This is a genomic window from Ignavibacteriales bacterium, from assembly GCA_020635255.1.
Lineage (GTDB): Bacteria > Bacteroidota > Ignavibacteria > Tepidaquicellales > Tepidaquicellaceae > JAEYVS01.
In genome coordinates, this window is the sequence record JACKAC010000001.1 from 240,693 (window position 1) to 261,452 (window position 20,760).

The following is a 20,760-nucleotide window of genomic DNA, read 5'->3' on the forward strand; positions in this document are numbered from 1 at the left end:
AGAATATGAGAGGGTTACTCTAATACTCTTTTTATTCATATTTATAATTAAATGTGAACCTGGCGACAACGTCCGTAGGTCTGTTTATATTTGAAGAGCTTTTGTCGGAGTACGAATCAATCCATACATTAGGCATGAGGTGGACGTTCTTTACCGGCATAAAATCAAGCCCGGCGGTAATGAAGTTCTGTTTAAATCCTGTGGTACTGCTCTCGGTGTCCGGGTCGTACATGTCAAATCTAGCAAAGGCATTTACGGAAAGATTCTTCAATACGGCAACCGGCGCCCATGCAAATACTGAAAACGCGAAAGGCTTCATATCCGGTCCCGAAGAGAATTTTTTAATCTGCTGGTTTATCGATCCGCCGATATTAAAATGAAGAGAATTATATCCTGCTACTCCGCGGAAGAGATTAGATTCCTGACCGTTGCCATCTGTCTGGTAATCTCCATACGCGGCAATAACGAATCCCTTTGCGGGGCGTGATGTAAGCATGCCATAAAACTTCTTATTTTTGCTAAAAACAGGCTTTTGCCCAGTGCCGCCGCCGAACATCCCGAAGTAGCTGAGGATGCCCTTTTTATCGAAGTTACCCTCGAATGAAATACCAACATCAGTGAACTCGCTCAATCCTCTAAAGTCGCCAACCGTCTTTTCTATGGACCTGTAATTCCAAAGATTCTGCTCGAGGTCAAAACTTTGTGTGGAGGTTAAGCCTATATTAATTCTGCCCATTGGTATGAGGTTGCTCCATGTCAGCTGGATGACCTTAAAATACAAACCGTACTTTCCGCCGGTTGTTGTTCCGGAATTTCCCTCCAGAGTGACATTTGCAGAGAAGTCTTTGCTGATGTTCTTTTTAAATATGATGTATATACGCCTGAACTCGAATCCCTGGTAATCCTTTTTAATATTTGAATACTGAGTACCGGAACCGGTAGAGTCTCCGTCAACTTTGTAAAAGTAATCACCGAACGCATAGCCGGATACTTTTACATCATTGTCCTGCGCAGTACAGACGGATGCAAAGATGAAGAAAATTAAAAAGAGTGCTGAAATTTTCATGATGAAGTTTTTGATAATGGAATAATTGAATAAATATATCCATTATATGCCCCAATATTAATAATACTAAGGGGCTTTACAAAAACTTAACATTAGAAGGAGGCTACTTATATTTTATTTTGAGCCAGAGTGTAGTGGTAACAAAAAATATTGAAACGGTATTGGCGGCAATGATAGGTACGTCATTGTCTAAAACCCCGTAGATGAGCCAGAAAATAACCCCGGCTTCCATCATTATCAACATGGCTAAGGAGAGGTCTTTTGTGTGGCGTGACTTTATTACTTTAATGGATTGAGGGAGGAAGGCAAAAGTTGTGCCAGCGGCACCAAGGAAACCGATTAACTGTATAGGATCCATTATATGTTTAATTTTTCTTTGAGGTAGCTAGTTAGGTTATCTTTGTTAATTCTTTCCTGGAGCATGGAGTCCCTGTCACGCACTGTAACAGTACCGTCCTCGGTCGTCTGTGTATCGACCGTGATGCAATAAGGGGTACCGCATTCATCCTGGCGTCTGTACCTTCTGCCGACAGCGCCGGAATCATCATAAAACACTTTGAAGCTCTTACGAAGCGAATTCGTAATTTCATGAGCAATTTCGGGCATTCCGTCTTTATTTACCAGCGGGAAGACAGCGGCTTTAACCGGAGCGAGTTCCGGGTGAAAATGCAGTACAGTTCTTGTCTCGGATTTGCCGTCTTCTTTTGGAATTTCCTCTTCATCATACGCGTCAATAAGAAACGCGAGAAAGCTGCGGGTTGCACCGACAGCAGTCTCAATGACGTAAGGTATATATTTTTGCTTTTCCTGTTCGTCGAAGTATTCTATCTTCTTGCCGGAGTATTCCGAGTGGCGTCTCAGGTCGAAATCCGTTCTATTATGGATACCCTCCAGCTCACCCCATCCAAAAGGAAATTCATATTCGATGTCGAAGGCTTCTTTCGCGTAGTGGGCGAGTTTTTCGTGCTTAAAGAATTTCAGTTTGTCTTTATTCAGTCCGTATTGTTCGAACCATTTCATTCTCAGCTCTTTCCAGTACTCGAACCATTTTTCATCGTCACCGGGTTTTACGAAATACTGCATCTCCATCTGCTCGAACTCACGCACACGGAAGAGGAAGTTCTTCGTATTTATCTCATTACGGAATGATTTACCGATCTGTGCTATCCCGAATGGTATCTTTTGGCGTGATGATTCTTTTACGTTAAGAAAGTTAACATAAATGCCCTGCGCTGTCTCCGGACGCAGATAAACTACACTAGCGGAGTCTTCAGAAGCGCCGATATGTGTCTTAAACATCAGGTTGAACTGCTTAGCGTCGGTAAATGTCTCTCTATTACCACAGTTAGGGCAGGGGATTATGTCGAGATTTTCTTTGATGACCTCTTCTACGGAAACACCGTCCTGTTTTTTCTCGTCGATCTCTTTGCGAGTTTTTTTGGAGACCATTTCGTACAGCACATCGAGGCGGTAACGGGATTTACAATTTTTGCAATCAACCATAGGGTCGGTGAAATTTTCCACGTGACCGGACGCTTCCCACACACGCGGATGCATTAGTATAGATGCATCGATGCCCTCAATGTCTTCGCGGTATGTCATTGCCTTCCACCATGCTTCCTTTATATTTCTGAGAAGCTCCACACCGAGCGGACCGTAGTCATAGCACCCGTTTAATCCGCCGTAGATCTCTGATGATTGAAACACAAAACCCCGCCTTTTCGCGAGGGAAACGATCACTTCCATTAGGTCTTTATTGCCCAAAATTTCCGTAGATTTATTAATAATTAAGCAATTTACAAAACTATTAGTAAAGTATTAATGCCATAAATCGTAATAACAATAATACCAATATTACGTAGAATTGAAAGAATTTAAAACTTAAATTATGAATGAAATCAGTAAACAACGCATGGAACTGGCTAGGCAAAACGCGGGTGAGCTAATGGATGACCCCAACGTTATAGCCATGCTGGTAACGGGTTCTGTAGCCAAAGGAATAGCCGATGATAACTCCGATATAGATACGATAGTGCTGTATGAAAAACCTCTCGACCAAAATGACTTTGACCGGATAAAGGAGGATGCGGTTTCGAGCGGAGGGGGACTTTACGGCGAAGATATAAACAGCGGGATAACGGTGTATAAGTTTGTAGATGGTATAAGGTATGACTACGGGCATACATTTATAGAGCCGTGGGAGAAGGAGCTGAATGAATATCTTAGCGAGCCGGATATTAATAATGCGGAATTTCAGATAATGCTGTCGGGATTTGTCGATGGCGCGCCGATAAAAGGCGATGAGTGGGCGGAGGAAAAGCGCAGGCATTTTATCGAGAGCTACCCGGATAAATACGCGGAAGACCTTGTGAAGAAGAATCTTGCTTTTCATCCGAAGTGGGTGCTGGTGAAGATGGGGTTGGAACGTAATGATACACTGTTTTTGTATGAAACATTTCTCGATATAGAGAAGCGCATCTTTGGGATACTTTGCGGGATCAATAGACTGTATCATCCGGGGAAGTTTAAGTCGGCGGATTTTACGATCGATAAGATGAAGATAAAGCCGGAAAATCTATATAAGAGATTCACTGATGTATTCCATTCAGGGGAAGAGGAGGCTATAGAGATACTTTCCGGGCTGATAATGGAAACGCTGGACATAGTGGATAAGTACATGCCGGGTATTTCAACGAAGCGGAACCGCGAGATATTTTCAATGGTATTAAGAAGGTAAAAGTAATCCAAACATAAACCTTACAACTAATGGGAAAAAAACTACTTTTTTTATTCGCATTAATCATCCTGCCTGCGCTCGCATATTCACAGGATGACACACGGGAAAAGCATCCGATCGACTTGTGGTATGAAAACTGCATAGACTCAAACGGGTCCACTATGGGTATGATAATGTGTGCCGACAGCGCGGCTGTGCTCTGGGATATCGAGCTGAATAAGAATTACAAGCTGTTAATGGACGTGCTGGGAGATAAGGCTAAGGAGGATCTGAGGGAAGCACAACGTGAATGGATAACCTTCCGTGATAAGGAAATGCAGGCTATCAGCAGTTACTATGAGTATGTGTATGAGATAATGGGGGGCGGTACGATGTATCCGATGCTGGCATCGGGAGCAAGGATGGAAGTTATAAGGAAGCGGGCATTGGAGCTAAAGGGAATGTATGATGAGTTAAGCTGGTATAAGGGAGAAGACGACGGGCGCTGATGGAGATCGTAAAGCTTTTACCGGAGCACTGGGATGAAGTAAAGCAGATATATGAGCAGGGGATCATGACGGGGAATGCCACGTTTGAGACGGAAGCGCCGTCATGGGAAGAGTGGGATAAAAAGCATCTCGATACATGCAGGTTCGTTGCTGTAGAAGATGGCATGGTAACAGGATGGATAGCATTAATCCCTACATCGACACGGAAAGTATATCTAGGGATAATGGAGGTCAGTATCTACATACATGAGGATCACCGCGGTAAAGGTGTCGGTAAGAAGTTATTTGATGTGTTGATACCGGAATCGGAGAAGAATGGGATATGGAGTCTGCTTTCGGTTTTATTCCCGGAGAATACAGCGAGCATAAAGCTTCATGAAAAAGTCGGTTTCAAAGTAATAGGAATTCGTGAGAAAATGGGAAAGATGGGCGACGTATGGCGGGATAATGTAATGATGGAAAGAAGAAGTAAAGTTGCGGGAGTATAATAAAGAGAAAGCCCTCCATCAGATGAAGGGCTTTCCCGGAGGAATGAAGTAATGAAATTTACTTCAGAAGAATCATCCGCTTTGTTTCCGTGAACCCGTTTGTCTCAAGTTTGTAAAAATAAACTCCGCTCGGAAGCGATTGCGCTTCAAAAGTGTACTGGTACGTTCCGGGAGTCAGGTCACCATTGACAAGGGTTCCGACCTCCTTACCAAGCATGTCATATACTGCCAATTTTACATATCCACTGCTTTTAATATTAAATTCAATTTTTGTAGAGGGGTTAAATGGATTCGGATAGTTCTGTTTTAACGAAAATCCATCCGGAATCTGTGAACTAATATTCTGTATCCCTATAAGACAGTTCTGTGCTTGCATAAATCTAAGTCTGATAGTATCACCGGGGAGGGGACCAAATCCATTGCCGAGGTACGTTGTATTACAGAAGTGGCAATAACTCATGACGGTTCCATTTGCCGGTGAATAGCATCCCTGCACGGGCTGGATAGGTACACATGCCTCAGGGAATCCCGAGAAAGTAGAATTCTCAGCATTAATTATACAGGTGTCAATTGGACCTACACCTCCACCCGGACGGGGCCATACACATGCATGAGTGTGTCTCGATCCGGTATTGTGTCCCATTTCGTGTGCTACTACCGTTACTGTCCATGAGTAGTTAGGGTACGGCTGGTAATTGCCTTCGATCACACAAACACAGTAGCTTCCCGATGAGTCCGCCGGGTTGTAAGGCTGACAGAGGCTTCTGATGTAAGCAAGTCCCCCAGATACATCGGTCCTGATGGAGAGGAGATTTGCGATGTCACCGCCCTGCATGTTATTCTGGATCTGCGCGCCGAATATTTGTCTCATTTCATACGTGCCAGGCGCATTTGCCATTGGGTCCTGCTGTGTATATGCGGCGATATATGCTATCTGGAATGGGATGCTTTCATTCTGATAGATCGCTGAGACCGAATTAAAGAACCCGGTTATATAATCGGCTAGTGTCTGTAGATTTCCGTTCGCGGCAACATAGAGAGAGTAATCAGCAACGAAATAGACTTTTAATGGAACGGTCGAAGGATTGTCTAAGCCATTTCCCAGCTGAGTATTTTCGGGATTTTCTTTTACAGGAAATGTAGATTCTTCTTCGATGCCTTCAATTCCGCATTTAAATTCATTCTTTTTCAGCATATCCACATCGTTATAGTATATATATTCATTTGTATTCTTGTTGTTTTTGTCCTTAACCGGTCCGAGATTCCAGTTTCCTCTCTCGTCCGATATTATTCCCATTACATGATCTTTGAAAATGCTTATAGCGGCGAGTGTGAAGAGTTCCTTACCGCGGACTACACCTTTGTAGTATAAACCCGGGGTGTACGAATGTATAGTACCGCCGGTTATATCGCTAATATTAAAACCTTCCGCAAGGATATCATTTTTGGTAAGATCGACCTGTATAGTGCTTCCATCATTAAGTGGGATATTCAAAGTCAGGTCTTCGGGCTTTGTCAAGTTGATTTGATCAAGTACTTCAGTCTTGATATCAAGGAAGCTGGCATCCGTAACGAATTCGTCCGCGCTTCGTGAATCCCTCGTTGGGGAGGAATTGAATAAATTTATTTCAGTGAAATTAACGGATAACTTTCTTTCTTTAATTGTCTGGTTAACGTTTTTAACCGTGTTTTTCAGATAACTGATCTGTGTTGTTTGAAAATCCAGCTTATCGCTGAGTTCCTTATCATGGGAGGTAAAGCTATACAGGCTTACCAATACCACCAAGGCTAATGCAGTAAGTATCGATGTTCTTGATTTCATTTCTTTTTATTTTAGTTGTTTGATTTTAATTTTTTTGCTGTGAATTTCCCTTTACCCATATCACCGGCAATAGTCGTATGTGTCCAGTTCCCATTCAATTCGTTACCGGCGGAAGTGAGGGTGATAAAGATGTTATCATCAGTACTGGACGGGTTCATATTTATGAATAAAGTTTTCTCATTCTTATTGTAATGAGTATAGTTTTTAGCGGACTTCATATTTCCATAGCTGTAGAAATCCGCGTACTTATTACTGATGGTGATATCCGACACGTACGTTGTGTCAGTTTTTCTGAGGGTGATCATGCCGTCAAGCAGTCTGCTGTCAGATGAATCGTACATTACGAATTCATATTTGCCTGCAGGCGAAGAACTTGTAACACTCTGATTTCCTCCGGAACATGCCTGCAATACCGGCAGTGACATAAAGAGCGGGAGCAGAATTAATGCTTTTACAAACATAACCGATTTTCTCCGGGCGTAGACATCACCGAAAAACTGAGTAAAAATAAAACGGTTCTGCTGGTTACTGCTACGCTTTTCGGGTTTGTCGCGTTTTCGGAGAGGAAACTTCAAAAAATGAGATTTTGGGTTTTGGTTCATTTCCTTCATTCCTTTTTTGGTTTTAGAATTAGATATATCTCTTTTTTAATAAAAGTGTTCTATTAAGCGGTCCGTTATTGATCTCGATGATCTTCGGATTTCTTCCGCGCGGTCTTTTCCTTCTTCGGTTGAGGTCTTTGAGTTTGTCCATCTTGATTATTTGCCCCGGCTTTTTCATTCACGGTATAAAAATATTTTTGTAAATGAATTTTATAAAACCGAATTTTCTCATAAATTAGTGTTCATTGAATGCAGTCTCGTTCAAAAACCTCAATATTTAGCCAGAATCGGCATTTAATAGGATTTTAAAATTAGCGTTTACCGGGCATGAAAAAGATCTCAGAAGACCTTTACAACCTTATTAAGTCTCTCTCAAAAACCGAAAAAAGCTATTTCAGAAAGCATTCCAAAACGTTCGGGTCAAGTGAGCGGTCATATATAAAGCTCTTCGATGCGGTAGATGCGCAGGTAAAAAAGGGAAAAGGATATGATGAGGAAAAGCTAAAGGAGGCGCTAAAAGGTGAGAAGTTTTTGAACCAGCTCTCGGTTGCGAAAAATTTTCTTTACAATTCAATTCTAAGAAACCTCGTTCATTTCATTCTGGATGAAACCGATAATGCGCGTCTCCATGATATGGTACAGGGGATACAGGTGCTATTCGATAAATCATTATTCGATCAGAGCGAGAAACTTCTATTGCGCGCAAAGAAGCTGGCCTATTCTACCGAGAATTATCATAAGCTCTACGAGCTACTTCAGTGGGAAAAGAATCATCTGCTGGAAAAGGGAGATGAAAATATGATGGAAAAGATGGATAAGATATATAAAGAGGAAAAGATGGTAATAACTGTACTGAACGAATCTACCGAGCTGAGGATCATATACGGCAAGGCGGCATCACTACTAATGTCAGCCGGGCACGCAAGAGAGGAACAAACGGCAGCACAGTTTAAAGAACTCCTTGATGCACCGGTAATGCAGGAACCCGATTTGCTCCATACTTTTTATAATAAGACATTCTTTTATGATATTTACATCGGTTATTTCTCTTTTGTGAGGGATTTCAAAAGCTATTATGATTATATACTCGACCTGGAGAATCTCTATGAAAGTAATCCTGCGGAGAGGAAGAGACGACACACGAACTATGTTCTAATGATACACAACCAGTTATCCGGTTGTTTGTACGTAAAAGAGTACCGTAAGTATGATGAGGTTATGAAAAAGTATAAGTCGTATGTAAAAACGCGGGGAAGGATGACGGATTATGATAGGATGCTGGATGTATTGATTCGCAAGCACCAGCTTTTGTATTATAATGCTCTGGGTAGTTATAACGAGGGAGTGAAATTTGCCAAACCATACATATTTGAAGTGGAGGAAATGAAGGATACGTATGATCCACGGGAGCTGACATTCGCATATTATTTCACAGCATTAATATATTTCGGGGCAGGGAAATATAAGGAGGCGCTTGAGTATGCAAACAGGATAATCAATGAAGGTGAGCCGGAGCAGAGAAAGGAGCTATACCTCTCGGCAAAACTGATAAGTATTATAATGCATTACGAACTGGGAAATACCGAACATCTGGATTTTCTGATACGGTCAACATACAGGTATCTTGTATCCAGGAAACTCGAGTATAGATTCGAGAAATTCCTACTAGATTTTTTTAAGAGGGTGTTGAACAATATTACTCAAAAGGAGCTAATGGAGCTATTCGATGAGAGTAAGTATCATATTACGAAATTTATGGATGATCCGTATGAGGTGTCCGGCGCTTTGTACTTTGATTACGTCTCATGGCTGGAGAGTAAGCTGGAGAATAAGAACTACGGTGATATAGTTCGTAAAAAAGCAGAGAAATATATAAAGGGCTAGACTTCCACTCCAAAATCGATCTTTAATACTTCCTTTAATCCTTCCTCGAATGGTCTCGGATCGAACTCAGGCATAATTGATTTCAGGCGGGAAATGTCCGTGCGTTTTTCGTACATACCGTCGGGTTTCGTCGTGTCCCACTCTATCTCACCATCATATTCAAAAACCTTTTTAGCGATATCTATATATTCTTTTATCGAGTGATCGAAATCTGTTCCGATATTTACAATTTCGGGATCGTTATAGTTTTCCATGAGGTAGATACATGCGTCCGCACAATCATCCACATATAATGCTTCACGGCGTGGTTTGCCTGTACCCCAGAAGACAAGTTTATCGCCTTTGGTTTTGGCATTAATGAATTTTTGTGTCATAGCGGCGATGAAGTGAGAATTTTGCAGGTCATAATTATCGCCCGGTCCGTATAGATTTGTCGGCATGGCGGCGACAGCATTTATATTGTATTGATTGCGGTAAAGCTCGCACGCTACAATGCCCATTCCTTTCGCGACAGCATATCCTTTATTAGTTTCTTCGAGCGGTCCCATCATAAAGCGGTTCTCGTTGATCGGCTGTGGATTTTCCTTTGGGTAGATGCACGTGGATCCGGTATAGAGAAGTTTGCATTCCGGCGCGTATTCTTTTAATGCTTCAAGGACATTGAGTATCATTATTGCATTCTGATAAAGAAAATCAGCCTGCCGTGTGTTATTGGCGAGAATCCCACCTACAAGTCCTGCCGTCATAAAAACATATTCAGGCTTTTCTTCCTTAAAGTATCGATCAACATTTTCTTTTATCAGGAGGTCTATGCCGGTTTTGCGCGAAGGTGTCTTGATATTAGTATAGCCCTTGTCTTTGAGGCGACGCACTACAGCGCCCCCAAGCATCCCCGTTCCGCCAAAAACCGTTATTTTGCTGTCTTTATTCATTGTACAAATTAACAATAATATTTATTTACTTAAAACCAAAATCCTTCTCTCAGTCATTTCTTCGATGGCGTATTTTATGCCTTCGCGGGCATTACCGGAATCCTTGGAACCTCCGTACGGCATAGAATCCATTCGATATGTAGGGACGTCGTTTATGACGACACCGCCCACCTCGATATTATCATATGCGTATAAAGCATTATGGAGATCATTGGTAAATGCTCCTGCCTGCAGTCCGTATTCCGAATCACCTACCATTTTTACGGCTTCTTTGAAATCGCTGAATCCTGTTAACGTGAGGAGGGGAGCAAATACCTCGTCCGCATTTATTTTTAGATCAGGTGATGCTTTTTCCACGATAGTAGGCTCGAAAACTGCTCCGTTTCGATTGCCTCCGGCGGAAATATTTGCGCCCGAATCTTTGGCTTCGTTTACCCATTCCTGTATGCGTTCGGCTTCTTTTTGCTCTATCATAGGACCGGAGAGGGTATTTTCATCGAATGGATCGCCGAATTTTATCTTTGCCGTTTCTTCCAATAATTTAGAGCGGAAGCTGTCCATTATGTCATTATGGACAAAAACCCGCTGTACGGAGATACAGCTTTGTCCAGCCTGACCGAATGCGCCGGTGATTATTTTCGCGACGGCGGTAGGGATATCAGCATCCTTATCCACGATAACTCCGGCGTTACCGCCGAGTTCGAGTGATACTTTTTGTTTCACGGCTTTTTTCCGTATACCCCAGCCGACAGATGAGCTTCCCGTGAAGCTGATAAGTTTAACACGGCTGTCATCCAGAAATTCGTTTATTTCACCACCCGATGCCGTGACGACATTTACCGGGCAGTAATCCAGTCCGAGCTCAGCGGAGGCTTCTTTTATTATTTTGACCAGCTCTATACCGCATGTCATAGATGTCGATGCGGGTTTTAACAGGATGGTATTGCCCGATGCGAGGGCAGGCGAGAGTTTGTGCGCAACGAGGTTGATGGGAAAATTCCACGGCGTGATGGCGAGTATAACACCGAGCGGGAATCTCTTAACGATGCCCATTTTTCCTTCGGAGCCTTTTAGCAGGTCGAGATCCAATACCTCACCCTCTATGCGTTTAGATTCTTCGGAACCGAGTTTAAAGGTTAGGATAGCACGGTCGATCTCGATACGTGAGAACCTTATGGGTTTACCCGTTTCAAGCGTTATCAGCATAGCGAGGTCTTCTCTGCGTTCGGAGATCTTTTTAGAGATACCCTCCAGCAAGGAAGCCTTTATATATGTAGGTGTATCCCTGTAGCGCGGGAAAATCCCCGTAAGGTAGTCCAGCGCGCGGTTTATGTCCTGCTTAGAGCTTTTATAAACTTTTCGTACGACCTGGTTTGTATAGGGATTGATTATATCTTTTGTTTCGGGAGAGGAAACTAATTCATTTCCTATTATAAACTTTTCTGCATCCATTATTCACTGGTTTATTTGTAGAAACACATGTGCTATGGATTAAATTAGAAACTAATATGTCAAATTGAAATTCAAAAAGTCCGGGAGTGAGGGGTATAAAATAATAACGCAACCCTGGGGTTGCGTTATCAAATATAAAACCATAAAGCTTAAGCTGCCTTATTTCTTCTTTGCAGCTTTTTTCTTAGGAGCAGCTTTCTTTTTAGGAGCTGCTTTCTTCTTTGCAGCTTTCTTTTTAGGAGCAGCTTTCTTCTTTGGTGCTGCTTTCTTTTTAGGAGCTGCTTTTTTCTTAGCTGCTTTCTTTGTTGCTTTAGCCATTGTCTTCCTTTTAATGGTTTAACTAAAATAATACCAGCAAAATTAATTCATTTATTGCATTAAATCAACATCTAGTTTTATGTATAAAGTATTTGTTAAATTTTTGTTTTTAGTTCAGTCTCCAGATGAAAAAATCTGAGTAAGAAGATGAGAAATTCTATGACTAAAACCGTGAGATATATGACTTGTATATTTTTAATAATAGCGGTACTTTGAAGGCTATGGTTACATTATTAATAATAGTTCTCGTATTAGTCTGTGTAGTGCTTATGGGTGTAGTACTGATGCAGGCTTCAAAAGGCGGAGGATTGGCAGGACTGGCAGGAGCCGGATCCAGCATGACCACAATGTTTGGTGCCCGAAGGACCTCCGATTTCTTACAAAGATTTACGATCATCCTGGCAACAATATTTCTGCTCGGAAGCTTATTGCTAAACATCTATATCAGTAATTCCTCATCAGGTGTAGAGGAAAGTATCATTCAGCAAAAAGCCGGACAAAATCAGGTACCTCCGGGACCACAATCAACACCTCCCCAAAACCAGGTGCCTCCGACAAACCAGCAGCAACAGCAGAATCCACAGGATCAAAGCAATCCTGAGAATAACCAGAAATAGGTTATCCATAAATAGTAATTTTAAAAGCATTCCAATTTTTGGAATGCTTTTTTATTTTCATTCGGATGAAAGTCTTAAAGATAATATTGGCTGTAGTTATTATTGGCATATCCGGCAAAGCATTCCCGCAGAATTCATTCCCCAAGCTCGAGCTCATCAACGCGCAGTATGATTCATTAAAAAGCGACACTGTTTCACCTCCGAAGAAGAAGCAGCCGAAGTCATTTAAAATGAAAAAGAATCCATGGGTTGCGGTGGGATTATCCGCGCTCGTTCCGGGAGCCGGTCAGCTGTATAATACATCATACTGGAAAATACCGATAATCCTCGGAGTTGGCGGATACCTGGGTTATGAGATATACAGATACAATGACAAGTATAATCAATACGAAGATCTATATGTTCAATCTCAGGCAAGCGATCCAAATGGTAACTCTACATATAAGGAACAAAGAGATGATTTCAAAGATAAGCGAGATGAGTTTATAATCTACTTTGCCTTATTTTATGTAATTAATATGGTGGACGCATATGTAGATGCTCACTTGTATGATTTCGACGTGAGTGAGGATATAAAGGTACAGATGCTAAAGGGGAGTAAACTACTTAATGTGAACTTCAACTTCTAAACAAAAAAGCCCCTGCAAAGAGGGGCTTTTTTCGTTATATGAGTTTTAATATCCGAATATATCTTCCAGTGTAAGGAACTCCACATCACCATATTTTTTCAGCGTTTCGATATCCAGTTTATCTTTGGCTCCGAGTACCAGTATGGTATAATCGCTATTTGCGATATAGCTGTCATGGAAATTTTTCAGATCGCTCATGGTCATATTTTTCACCTGGGAATAAACGTCCTTGCGAATGTCATAATCCAGTCCGAGTTTCTGTGCCGCCTGGTAATTAAATAAAATATCGGCTTTGGTAATACGCTCTGTTTGTATCTGGTTTAGTATTCCGCTCTTAGATGCATTAAAGGAATTCTCCGCAAGAGGCATATCTTTGATGAGTTCTGTCATGCCTGCCATTGCTTCGGGAAGCTTGTCCGCCTGTGTACCGATGTAAGAGTAAAAGTATTTAGAGTCTTCCAGATTACGCGGTGACGTAAGGAAAGCAAAGGCTGAGTATGCGAGCGCTTTTGATTCCCTGATCTCGGTAAATGTAAGCGTACCGAAGTAATTATTGAAAAGCTCATTGGCCGCTTCGATATTTTTGTCATATTTACCTTTCTTTGACATCATTACTATCTCAGCCTGCACCATGTCATAATTTACCACATAAACTTTGCGGCGGCTGGTCGGCTGTTCGGTGAATTTTGTCTCCGGCGGGTATTCTTTAAATTCCGAAGGCACTTTATGGTTCTCATTTAATATGTTCTTTACCTGTGCCTCACTTTCCGGGCCGTAGTAGAATATCTTATGTTTGTATGATAACAGATCTTTTATCTTATTAGTAAGTTCAGACGGTTTTAAAGCATTTAATTCATCTGCTGAGAGGATGTTCGTAGCGGGAGATTTTTTCCCGTATCTGCCGTAGCTGAACATTGCATTTCTGATAGAATTTTTCGAAAGCTTATTATCGTCTCTGGCTTTGAAAATATCCTGGATCATATTATCCAGGGCTTCTTTATTCGGTTTTGCATTTGCCAGCAGATCCTCGAATAAAGTCAATGCCGGAACGAAATTCTCATTCAAACCGCTGAGGCTCACGTACACCTGGTCAGTCGAGCTGAATACGCTGTATGAACAGCCGAGTTTAAAGAATTCCTGCTGAATTTCCGCAGGAGTATATTTGTCGGTACCTAGGAGCTCAAGATATGCGATCGCGACACCAAGTGACTTATCATTGTTGGTTCCCATATCGAGAATGTAGTATAGATTGAACAGATTGTTCTCGGTGTTTTTTAAGTAATAAACAGGAACGTCATTATCCACGTTAAATCTGCCGATGTCGTCTTTGTAGTCGAGAAATACGGGCTCGATATTTGCGGGTACATTTTGCTCGAAAGCTTCAACAAAAGGAGATTTTTCATCACGGTTGAGATTAATGGGTGTGATCTTTGGTTTATCCACCTGCTGTTTGTCAGGGTCTTCACCGGTCTTTTTATATACAGCAATATAATTATCACCAAATTTCTCATTCGCGAAATCAACCAGTTGTTGCTTTGTAATTTTCGATAGCCTGTTTAAAGTATTTACATAGTCTTCCCACTCCACGCCATTTTTGAATGCATCTACGAGTGCGTATCCTCTGTTCCTGTTGCTTTCATAACCCTGTGTCTGATCGAGTTTGAGGTTGTTTATTACCGCATCCAGCATCCAGTCCGGGAAGTCACCTTTTTTGATAAGGTCTACCTGTGACAGGATCTTGTCTTTTACGTCTTCGAGGGATTGACCTTCTCTTGGTGTTCCGGAAAGCTCGAATACACAGTAGTCTTTGAAATCCGAAACGCTCGATCCCGCAGAGAGTACCTTTTGCCCCTGTACGAGATTTAGATCTATAAGTCCGGCACTGCTATTGCTGAGTATCATATCTATCAGCGTGATATAATCGAAATCTGAGCTGTTCCTTCCACCGAACCTGTACCCCATGAATACCGTTTCAGCGTTGGGTCCGTAAACAGTGTACTCCCTGTGCTGGGTGATCGGATCTTCGACCGGTGGTGTGTAAACCGGAATATCTTTTGGCTGCATGTAGGAGAATTTTTCATCGACAATGCGGATCGCTTCGTCAGGATCAAAATCTCCCGCCAATACTATACCCATGTTGTTTGGTACATAGTAGGTATCGTAATATTCCAGCACTTTCTTGATAGACGGATTTTTTAAGTGGTCGATTGTACCAATTGTCGTTTGCGTGCCGTATTGGTGCTTTTTGAAGAGCTCTTCATACATCTTGTCATATGCTTTGTTGTAATCATTGTCCAGGCTTCTGTTCTTTTCTTCGTAAACTGCCTCAAGCTCCGTATGGAATAGTCTCATTACAGGCTCGCGGAAGCGTTCAGCTTCCATAGTGATGAAGTTATCCAGCTGGTTAGAGGGGACGTTATTCACGTAAACGGTCTCTTCCATCCATGTCCAGGCATTGGTGCCGGTAGCGCCTATGAATTCGCACATTTTATCGTATTCATTCGCAATCGCATAGCTCGATGCCAGCAATGAGACGCTGTCTATTTTATTATATATCATTTCCCTTTCACCGGGGTCTGTTGTGCTTCTATATTGTTCGTATAAGTCTATTATTTCGTCAACCAAAGGTTTCTCCACGGAAAAATCCCTTGTACCGATCCGGCTTGTACCTTTGAATAGCATATGTTCTAGGTAGTGAGCGAGCCCGGTTGCATCGGCAGGATCATTCTTACTGCCGGCTTTTACGGGGATATAGGTTTGTATGCGTGGTTCGTCTTTATATACTGTCATCATCACGGTCAGCCCGTTGCCGAGAGTGTATATCCTCGCATTTAGAGGGTCACCATCGACGACTTTGTAAGTGTATTTTCCCTCGGTAACGATTCTTGTTTGTCCGTTAACAATTACGGGAATAGTAAGTATTAGAAGCAGAATTAAACTTCTGTAAAAATTCCTTAGGTAATTCATTTTTGTGAATTAATATTTATGATTTGAAATCTTTATACCCTTTGCAGAGGATAAAATATACATATTATTAAAACAATTTAATAGAAAAATAGGTGTGTTTTGGTCGGATTTTGGTTATTAAACCAATCCTATGTTATGGTGTCAAACAAATGTGTTAAAAAATTATAATAAAGGGAGTAAAAATGAAAACACCGCGTAAACACATCGGGTTTTTTCTGATACTGAGCCTGATACTTGCCGGGCTGTACCTCTATGGGTGCCAGGATTCCTCTGTCAGTACAACGGAAATGACCGATGATGAATACCTCCAATCGACTGCAATAATGAGCGCATTCAGCAGTAACGAAGATGACGAGGATAACCTGATGTCTTCCGAGGTCACTGATTTTGAATCCGAGGGAGCAGAAGAAGATTATCCGGGTGCGGTCCCAATCGATTCTTTGATCAAATGGGGTCACATAGTAACGAATGTGAGCATCAATACGAGCATTTCGAGCAAGGGCGATACCGCTAAGCAGGTGGAGGTTACGAGAACGGTGACAGGAGAATTAATTTTGATCTACAGCACGGGAGGTGTTATCGATTCCGTGCGCAAACCTTTTACACGGGAGCAGAAAAGGTTTGTGAGCTTTAAGAAGATCGGCAATAGTCCAAACCCGAGGTTCAGGTGGAGAGTGTATGAAGTTTCTGCTATAGATGGTCAAACGACCTCGCCAATGACGGGCAAGGACAACATAGTGATGAACAAGGTAGAGATCTATAAGAACGGAAACCTTGAGATAACACTAAACGGACCGGACTTCACGACGAATAAGTATCTTACACGGCTTTTTGGCGGTGAGGGTATTTTTAAGGTCAGACCGGGGGACCAGGTAAATGTAAAAGTATACCTGACCAGCAACCAGGCTGATAAGGATATAGTACTTTTCCACTGGCCCAAAAACCCGCACAGATTTCACAGGGTAAGATTTGAAATGACATCCGAAGTACAGAACGGAAGCAACTGGGACAGGGTCTTTGAAAAAACATTCGATGTTTTTGGCGCGCACAGGCTGGGCGTATTTAATGGATTCATTAGCGCCAGCATAAGGAGCACGCTCTTTGACTCGGATCCAAGTAAGCTTTCGGCCACATACATGGGCATGGTTTACCGCGTAAAACAGTTCTGATTTTTTTCTTTACCCGCACCCAAGGCGGCGCCTGAGATTAACTCGGGAGCTGCCTTTTTTATTACCTTCTCAAATGCTTTAAATGTAATATTAATATCGTTATTTTTACGCTATGAAGTTCATCCGGGGATATATACGTCTTGCAGACAGCATAAGTGAGAAAACGGGGCACTTCTTTTCCTGGTTTACAGTAATTCTCGTTGCCGTAGTCTGCTTTGACGTTATCACACGGTATCTATTCAATGAAAGCAGTGTAGCGCTCCAGGAATCGGAATGGCATCTATTTGCGCTGATATTCCTCGGAGGTGCGGCATACACGCTAAAGCTCGACGAGCATGTCCGTATAGACCTTTTCTATTCCCGCTATTCTGAACGTGGGAAAGCAATCGTAAATTTCATTGGAAGTATTTTATTCCTCATTCCCTTTGTTTTGATAGTGATCATTTCCTCGCAAAACTTCGTAGAGATGTCATTCAATATGGGTGAAACTTCACCTGATGCAGGGGGGCTTCCCGCGCGGTACGTACTTAAAGCGTTCATACCGATCTCATTTTTCCTGATTCTCCTGCAGGGATTTGCAATGGCTTTAAAATCACTCCTTGAGATAGTCAAGCCCGGAGAATTTCCATCGAGCAAACCTGCTAACGAAACTCCCAAAGTATGAGCGAACTCCTCCCCGTATTATTCTTTCTTGTGGTTCTTATTTTGCTTTTAATGGGATACCCGGTTTCGTTTACACTCGGCGGGGTTTCGGTAATTTTCGGCGTTATCATCTTTGGTTTCGATTTCTTTAATTTATTACCGCTTCGTATATGGGGTGTAATGAGCAATTATGTTTTGATAGCAGTGCCGTTATTTATATTTATGGGGGTAATGCTGGAACGGTCGGGGATCGCGGAGGAATTGCTTGAGACGATGGCGCTTTTATTCGGCAAGATGAACGGCGGTCTGGCAATTTCGGTATTGCTTGTTGGAGCTTTACTTGGAGCATCCACCGGTATCGTCGGGGCAACGGTTGTGACGATGGGAGTCCTCAGCCTTCCCGTCATGCTAAAAAGAAAATACTCACCGGAAGCATCCACAGGGATAATAATGGCATCCGGTACACTAGGGCAGATCATTCCACCGAGCATAATCTTAGTATTGCTAGGAAGCGTGATGAATATCTCAGTGGGTGACCTCTTTGTTGGTGCCGTCATACCGGGCATACTGCTTGTATTACTTTACCTTTTATGGATAGTGTTTAAGAGCAGGCTGTCGCCAAACAGTATGCCTGCCATGCCGGATAATGAAGTAACAAAATTCAAAGAAAAGGGGATGGCTAGCAGGGTATTCAAGGCGTTCCTATTGCCGGGGATACTGATAATAGCAGTGCTGGGTTCGATATTTGCGGGAATAGCTTCCCCAACGGAAGCCGCGGGAGTAGGTGCATTAGGTGCCACAGTGCTTACGTTGGTAAGGAGGAAATTCAGCATGCCTGTACTGCAGCAGGTAATGAGAAGGACCACTTCTATAACAAGCATGGTATTTTTAATACTGGTGGGAGCATCGGCATTTTCACTTGTATTTAGGGGGATGCATGGTGATAGGTACCTTACGGAAATGATAGTTCACTCTAACCTGGAGCCGCATATCTTTCTCGCGATTGTGATGGTAGTTATATTCATTCTCGGATTTTTTATAGATTTCATCGAGATAACGTTTATAGTTATTCCGGTTATCACACCTATATTAGAGCATCTTGGGATAAATCTGATATGGATAGGAATTTTGATAGCGATGAATTTGCAGACGTCCTTTCTTACTCCGCCTTTTGGATTCGCGTTATTCTACCTAAAGGGTGTTGCGCCTCCTGAAATAAAGACTGCGCAGTTATACCGGGGAGTTATACCATACGTGGTTATACAGTTGGTGTGTGTTTTAACGATCGTGATATTTCCGGACCTGGCTCTCTGGCTTCCCTCTGCAATAGGTAAATAATTAAGCTGGTTTCTTCTCTTCCTCTTTCTTTTCGGGAGCAGTATTTTGCCCCGCAAGATAATTTCGGTCTACTAGCGATGACCACTGAGCAATATTATCATAAAACTGCTTATAGGAATCATAAACCCTCTTACAGTCTGCATTGGAATTAGTGATCTCGTTAATTACCTCAGCGGTGAGCTCCTGTAGTTTATCCAGAACTTCCTGTGGGAACTCCTTTAGCTCGACACCGCTCTCCTGTTTTATTTTAATAAGATATTCGGAGTTCTTTGTTTCAAAATCCGATAGCATCTCCACATTAAGAGCGGCGGCTCCTTCCGAAATCATGTCCTGAAGTTCAGCGGGAAGTTTATCGAACGTGGCTTTGTTTATGAATAGATCACAACAGGCAGATGGCTCATGCCAGCCGGGATAATAGTAATATTTTGCAATTTTATGAAAGCCCATCACATAGTCATGGTTAGGTCCGATCCACTCGGTAGCGTCGATCACTCCGCGCTCCAGATTTGTATAGATTTCCCCGCCGGGAGAGAGGATAGATGTTGCTCCGGCTTTTGTAACAACCTTACCGCCGAGACCGGGCATACGTATTTTTAGCCCGTTAAAGTCCGCAATTGTATTTATCTCTTTATTAAACCAGCCTCCCATCTGACCGCCGGTATTCCCGCCGGGAAATGTTGTAAGGTTATATTTAGCATATTCCTCGCGCCATAGGTCCAGTCCTCCGCCGTAATAAAGCCATGCGTTCGTCTGCTGTGCGTTCATTCCAAAGGGCACACTGGTAAAGAACTGCATCACCGGTGACTTTCCTGCCCAGTAGTAAGCCGCTCCGTGTCCCATCTCGGCTGTTCCTTGAGACACCGCCTCGAATGATTCAAAAGGCGGAACCAGTTCACCCCCGCCATAAACCTGTATCTTCATCCTGCCCGACGACATCTTTTCGACGGCTTTGGCAAACTCATTTAGACGGTCTGTAAATATGGGAAAATTAGGAGGCCACGTAGTTACCATTTTCCATTCATAGGTTTCATTCGTGTTAATATTTACGCTTACATTATGGTCGCCCTCTTTTTTACTGCAGGCGGCGGCAAGCAGTGAAGCGCTTCCAAGCGATGCAAGCGAAGCGGATTTTATGAATTTACGGCGGTTAAATTTATCCATGATAATATTGATTTGCCACAGAGACACAGAGGTCACTGAGTTTATAAAATGAATCTTTGTATTCCTTTTTTCAGAAGTGTCGTATTGAAATTTAGCAATAATCCTAATTTATATCCCCCCAATTTCATATAACTTAATATTTGTGCTTCAAATAAAGGGTCATGTTTCTCGACGCTTTTCAATTCGAGAATGATCGAATCCTCAACTAAAATATCGATTTTGAAATTGCCTAAAGTTTTTCCTTTATAAATTACAGGGAGTATCTTTTGACATTCAAACTTTAGCTTAGAATTCTCCAACTCAAAACATAAAGCATTTTCATAAACTGACTCCAGCAAACCTGGTCCCAGATTCTTATGAACTTCGATTGCACAACCAATAATCTTTTCAGTAATAATATTTTGATCCATCTCTGAGTACTCTGTGTCTCTGTGGCGAGTTTTTTAAA

Annotated in this window: 20 protein-coding genes; 9 read left to right on the plus strand and 11 right to left on the minus strand. The window is 42.2% G+C overall.

Going from position 1 to position 20,760, the window contains the following annotated elements:
• Nucleotides 1-31: 31 nt before the first annotated feature.
• The 3 genes from H6614_01075 to H6614_01085 form a co-directional block, all read right to left on the minus strand.
• A complete protein-coding gene (locus tag H6614_01075) occupies nucleotides 32-1,066 on the minus strand; it encodes a hypothetical protein (GenBank protein ID MCB9242247.1) in 1,035 nt (344 codons plus the stop codon).
• A 103-nt stretch (nucleotides 1,067-1,169) separates the two neighbouring features.
• Entirely contained in the window at nucleotides 1,170-1,424 is a 255-nt protein-coding gene (locus H6614_01080) for a SemiSWEET transporter (protein MCB9242248.1), read from the minus strand.
• Nucleotides 1,424-2,812 (minus strand): glycine--tRNA ligase, encoded by a 1,389-nt coding sequence (locus H6614_01085; GenBank protein ID MCB9242249.1) that lies wholly within the window; start codon nucleotides 2,810-2,812, stop codon nucleotides 1,424-1,426. Before H6614_01085 ends, H6614_01080 begins: the two co-directional genes overlap by 1 nt.
• Nucleotides 2,813-2,954: 142 nt before the next feature.
• Between H6614_01085 and H6614_01090 the strand changes: the two genes are divergently transcribed.
• From H6614_01090 to H6614_01100, 3 genes are read left to right on the plus strand one after another with little or no spacing between them, the layout of a single operon-like run.
• Entirely contained in the window at nucleotides 2,955-3,803 is an 849-nt protein-coding gene (locus H6614_01090) for a nucleotidyltransferase domain-containing protein (GenBank protein ID MCB9242250.1), read from the plus strand.
• 29 nt (nucleotides 3,804-3,832) lie between these two features.
• On the plus strand, nucleotides 3,833-4,291 hold the full coding sequence (locus H6614_01095) for a DUF1311 domain-containing protein (GenBank protein ID MCB9242251.1): 459 nt from the start codon (nucleotides 3,833-3,835) through the stop codon (nucleotides 4,289-4,291).
• Complete coding sequence (locus H6614_01100) at nucleotides 4,291-4,779, plus strand: N-acetyltransferase (protein ID MCB9242252.1); 489 nt, start codon at nucleotides 4,291-4,293, stop codon at nucleotides 4,777-4,779. Before H6614_01095 ends, H6614_01100 begins: the two co-directional genes overlap by 1 nt.
• 58 nt (nucleotides 4,780-4,837) lie before the next feature.
• Here the strand turns inward: H6614_01100 and H6614_01105 are convergent, their stop codons facing one another.
• The gene (locus H6614_01105; protein ID MCB9242253.1) at nucleotides 4,838-6,601 is read right to left on the minus strand and encodes a T9SS type A sorting domain-containing protein; all 1,764 of its coding nucleotides are present in this window, start codon (nucleotides 6,599-6,601) and stop codon (nucleotides 4,838-4,840) included.
• An 11-nt stretch (nucleotides 6,602-6,612) separates the two neighbouring features.
• Nucleotides 6,613-7,212, minus strand: coding sequence for a hypothetical protein (locus H6614_01110; GenBank protein ID MCB9242254.1), 600 nt, complete (start codon nucleotides 7,210-7,212; stop codon nucleotides 6,613-6,615).
• A gap of 318 nt (nucleotides 7,213-7,530) precedes the next feature.
• Here H6614_01110 and H6614_01115 point away from each other — a divergent pair, with 318 nt between their 5' ends.
• Nucleotides 7,531-9,087: a hypothetical protein gene (locus tag H6614_01115; GenBank protein MCB9242255.1), complete on the plus strand. Its 1,557-nt coding sequence runs from the start codon at nucleotides 7,531-7,533 to the stop codon at nucleotides 9,085-9,087.
• Here the strand turns inward: H6614_01115 and H6614_01120 are convergent.
• From H6614_01120 to H6614_01130, 3 genes are all read right to left on the minus strand, one after another.
• Nucleotides 9,084-10,019: a GDP-L-fucose synthase gene (locus H6614_01120; GenBank protein ID MCB9242256.1), complete on the minus strand. Its 936-nt coding sequence runs from the start codon at nucleotides 10,017-10,019 to the stop codon at nucleotides 9,084-9,086. The genes H6614_01115 and H6614_01120 overlap by 4 nt on opposite strands.
• A 21-nt stretch (nucleotides 10,020-10,040) precedes the next feature.
• Nucleotides 10,041-11,471 carry an aldehyde dehydrogenase family protein gene (locus H6614_01125; GenBank protein MCB9242257.1) on the minus strand — a complete coding sequence of 477 codons (1,431 nt, stop codon included), beginning with the start codon at nucleotides 11,469-11,471 and terminating at the stop codon, nucleotides 10,041-10,043.
• A 159-nt stretch (nucleotides 11,472-11,630) separates the two neighbouring features.
• A complete protein-coding gene (locus H6614_01130) occupies nucleotides 11,631-11,789 on the minus strand; it encodes a hypothetical protein (protein MCB9242258.1) in 159 nt (52 codons plus the stop codon).
• A gap of 221 nt (nucleotides 11,790-12,010) precedes the next feature.
• Between H6614_01130 and secG the strand changes: the two genes are divergently transcribed.
• Together secG and H6614_01140 are read left to right on the plus strand one after the other, a co-directional pair.
• The gene (gene secG / locus H6614_01135) at nucleotides 12,011-12,406 is read left to right on the plus strand and encodes a preprotein translocase subunit SecG (protein ID MCB9242259.1); all 396 of its coding nucleotides are present in this window, start codon (nucleotides 12,011-12,013) and stop codon (nucleotides 12,404-12,406) included.
• A 65-nt stretch (nucleotides 12,407-12,471) separates the two neighbouring features.
• Entirely contained in the window at nucleotides 12,472-13,035 is a 564-nt protein-coding gene (locus H6614_01140; protein ID MCB9242260.1) for a hypothetical protein, read from the plus strand.
• 45 nt (nucleotides 13,036-13,080) lie between these two features.
• Here H6614_01140 and H6614_01145 read toward each other — a convergent pair whose 3' ends face one another.
• On the minus strand, nucleotides 13,081-16,002 hold the full coding sequence (locus H6614_01145; protein ID MCB9242261.1) for an insulinase family protein: 2,922 nt from the start codon (nucleotides 16,000-16,002) through the stop codon (nucleotides 13,081-13,083).
• A 182-nt stretch (nucleotides 16,003-16,184) separates the two neighbouring features.
• Here H6614_01145 and H6614_01150 point away from each other — a divergent pair, with 182 nt between their 5' ends.
• The 3 genes from H6614_01150 to H6614_01160 all read left to right on the plus strand — a co-directional run bounded on the left by H6614_01150 (nucleotide 16,185) and on the right by H6614_01160 (nucleotide 19,151).
• Nucleotides 16,185-17,171 (plus strand): hypothetical protein, encoded by a 987-nt coding sequence (locus H6614_01150; protein ID MCB9242262.1) that lies wholly within the window; start codon nucleotides 16,185-16,187, stop codon nucleotides 17,169-17,171.
• A 112-nt stretch (nucleotides 17,172-17,283) separates the two neighbouring features.
• Entirely contained in the window at nucleotides 17,284-17,835 is a 552-nt protein-coding gene (locus H6614_01155) for a TRAP transporter small permease subunit (GenBank protein ID MCB9242263.1), read from the plus strand.
• Entirely contained in the window at nucleotides 17,832-19,151 is a 1,320-nt protein-coding gene (locus tag H6614_01160; GenBank protein ID MCB9242264.1) for a TRAP transporter large permease subunit, read from the plus strand. Before H6614_01155 ends, H6614_01160 begins: the two co-directional genes overlap by 4 nt.
• Here H6614_01160 and H6614_01165 read toward each other — a convergent pair whose 3' ends face one another.
• Nucleotides 19,152-20,312, minus strand: coding sequence for a TRAP transporter substrate-binding protein (locus H6614_01165; protein ID MCB9242265.1), 1,161 nt, complete (start codon nucleotides 20,310-20,312; stop codon nucleotides 19,152-19,154).
• Nucleotides 20,313-20,353: 41 nt separating this feature from the next.
• The gene (locus H6614_01170; GenBank protein MCB9242266.1) at nucleotides 20,354-20,722 is read right to left on the minus strand and encodes a GxxExxY protein; all 369 of its coding nucleotides are present in this window, start codon (nucleotides 20,720-20,722) and stop codon (nucleotides 20,354-20,356) included.
• Nucleotides 20,723-20,760: the final 38 nt, after the last annotated feature.

What these genes read in the sequence shown, in the direction of transcription:
- H6614_01100 (MCB9242252.1), top strand. Translation starts at nt 4,291, where the DNA reads ATGGAGATCGTAAAGCTTTTACCGGAGCACTGGGATGAAGTAAAGCAG.
- H6614_01155 (MCB9242263.1), top strand. Translation starts at nt 17,284, where the DNA reads ATGAAGTTCATCCGGGGATATATACGTCTTGCAGACAGCATAAGTGAG.
- H6614_01075 (MCB9242247.1), bottom strand. Translation starts at nt 1,066, where the DNA reads ATGAAAATTTCAGCACTCTTTTTAATTTTCTTCATCTTTGCATCCGTC.
- H6614_01105 (MCB9242253.1), bottom strand. Translation starts at nt 6,601, where the DNA reads ATGAAATCAAGAACATCGATACTTACTGCATTAGCCTTGGTGGTATTG.
- H6614_01095 (MCB9242251.1), top strand. Translation starts at nt 3,833, where the DNA reads ATGGGAAAAAAACTACTTTTTTTATTCGCATTAATCATCCTGCCTGCG.
- H6614_01090 (MCB9242250.1), top strand. Translation starts at nt 2,955, where the DNA reads ATGAATGAAATCAGTAAACAACGCATGGAACTGGCTAGGCAAAACGCG.
- H6614_01115 (MCB9242255.1), top strand. Translation starts at nt 7,531, where the DNA reads ATGAAAAAGATCTCAGAAGACCTTTACAACCTTATTAAGTCTCTCTCA.
- H6614_01145 (MCB9242261.1), bottom strand. Translation starts at nt 16,002, where the DNA reads ATGAATTACCTAAGGAATTTTTACAGAAGTTTAATTCTGCTTCTAATA.
- H6614_01130 (MCB9242258.1), bottom strand. Translation starts at nt 11,789, where the DNA reads ATGGCTAAAGCAACAAAGAAAGCAGCTAAGAAAAAAGCAGCTCCTAAA.
- H6614_01085 (MCB9242249.1), bottom strand. Translation starts at nt 2,812, where the DNA reads ATGGAAGTGATCGTTTCCCTCGCGAAAAGGCGGGGTTTTGTGTTTCAA.
- H6614_01160 (MCB9242264.1), top strand. Translation starts at nt 17,832, where the DNA reads ATGAGCGAACTCCTCCCCGTATTATTCTTTCTTGTGGTTCTTATTTTG.
- H6614_01110 (MCB9242254.1), bottom strand. Translation starts at nt 7,212, where the DNA reads ATGAAGGAAATGAACCAAAACCCAAAATCTCATTTTTTGAAGTTTCCT.
- H6614_01170 (MCB9242266.1), bottom strand. Translation starts at nt 20,722, where the DNA reads ATGGATCAAAATATTATTACTGAAAAGATTATTGGTTGTGCAATCGAA.
- H6614_01125 (MCB9242257.1), bottom strand. Translation starts at nt 11,471, where the DNA reads ATGGATGCAGAAAAGTTTATAATAGGAAATGAATTAGTTTCCTCTCCC.
- H6614_01165 (MCB9242265.1), bottom strand. Translation starts at nt 20,312, where the DNA reads ATGGATAAATTTAACCGCCGTAAATTCATAAAATCCGCTTCGCTTGCA.
- H6614_01080 (MCB9242248.1), bottom strand. Translation starts at nt 1,424, where the DNA reads ATGGATCCTATACAGTTAATCGGTTTCCTTGGTGCCGCTGGCACAACT.
- secG (MCB9242259.1), top strand. Translation starts at nt 12,011, where the DNA reads ATGGTTACATTATTAATAATAGTTCTCGTATTAGTCTGTGTAGTGCTT.
- H6614_01140 (MCB9242260.1), top strand. Translation starts at nt 12,472, where the DNA reads ATGAAAGTCTTAAAGATAATATTGGCTGTAGTTATTATTGGCATATCC.
- H6614_01120 (MCB9242256.1), bottom strand. Translation starts at nt 10,019, where the DNA reads ATGAATAAAGACAGCAAAATAACGGTTTTTGGCGGAACGGGGATGCTT.
- H6614_01150 (MCB9242262.1), top strand. Translation starts at nt 16,185, where the DNA reads ATGAAAACACCGCGTAAACACATCGGGTTTTTTCTGATACTGAGCCTG.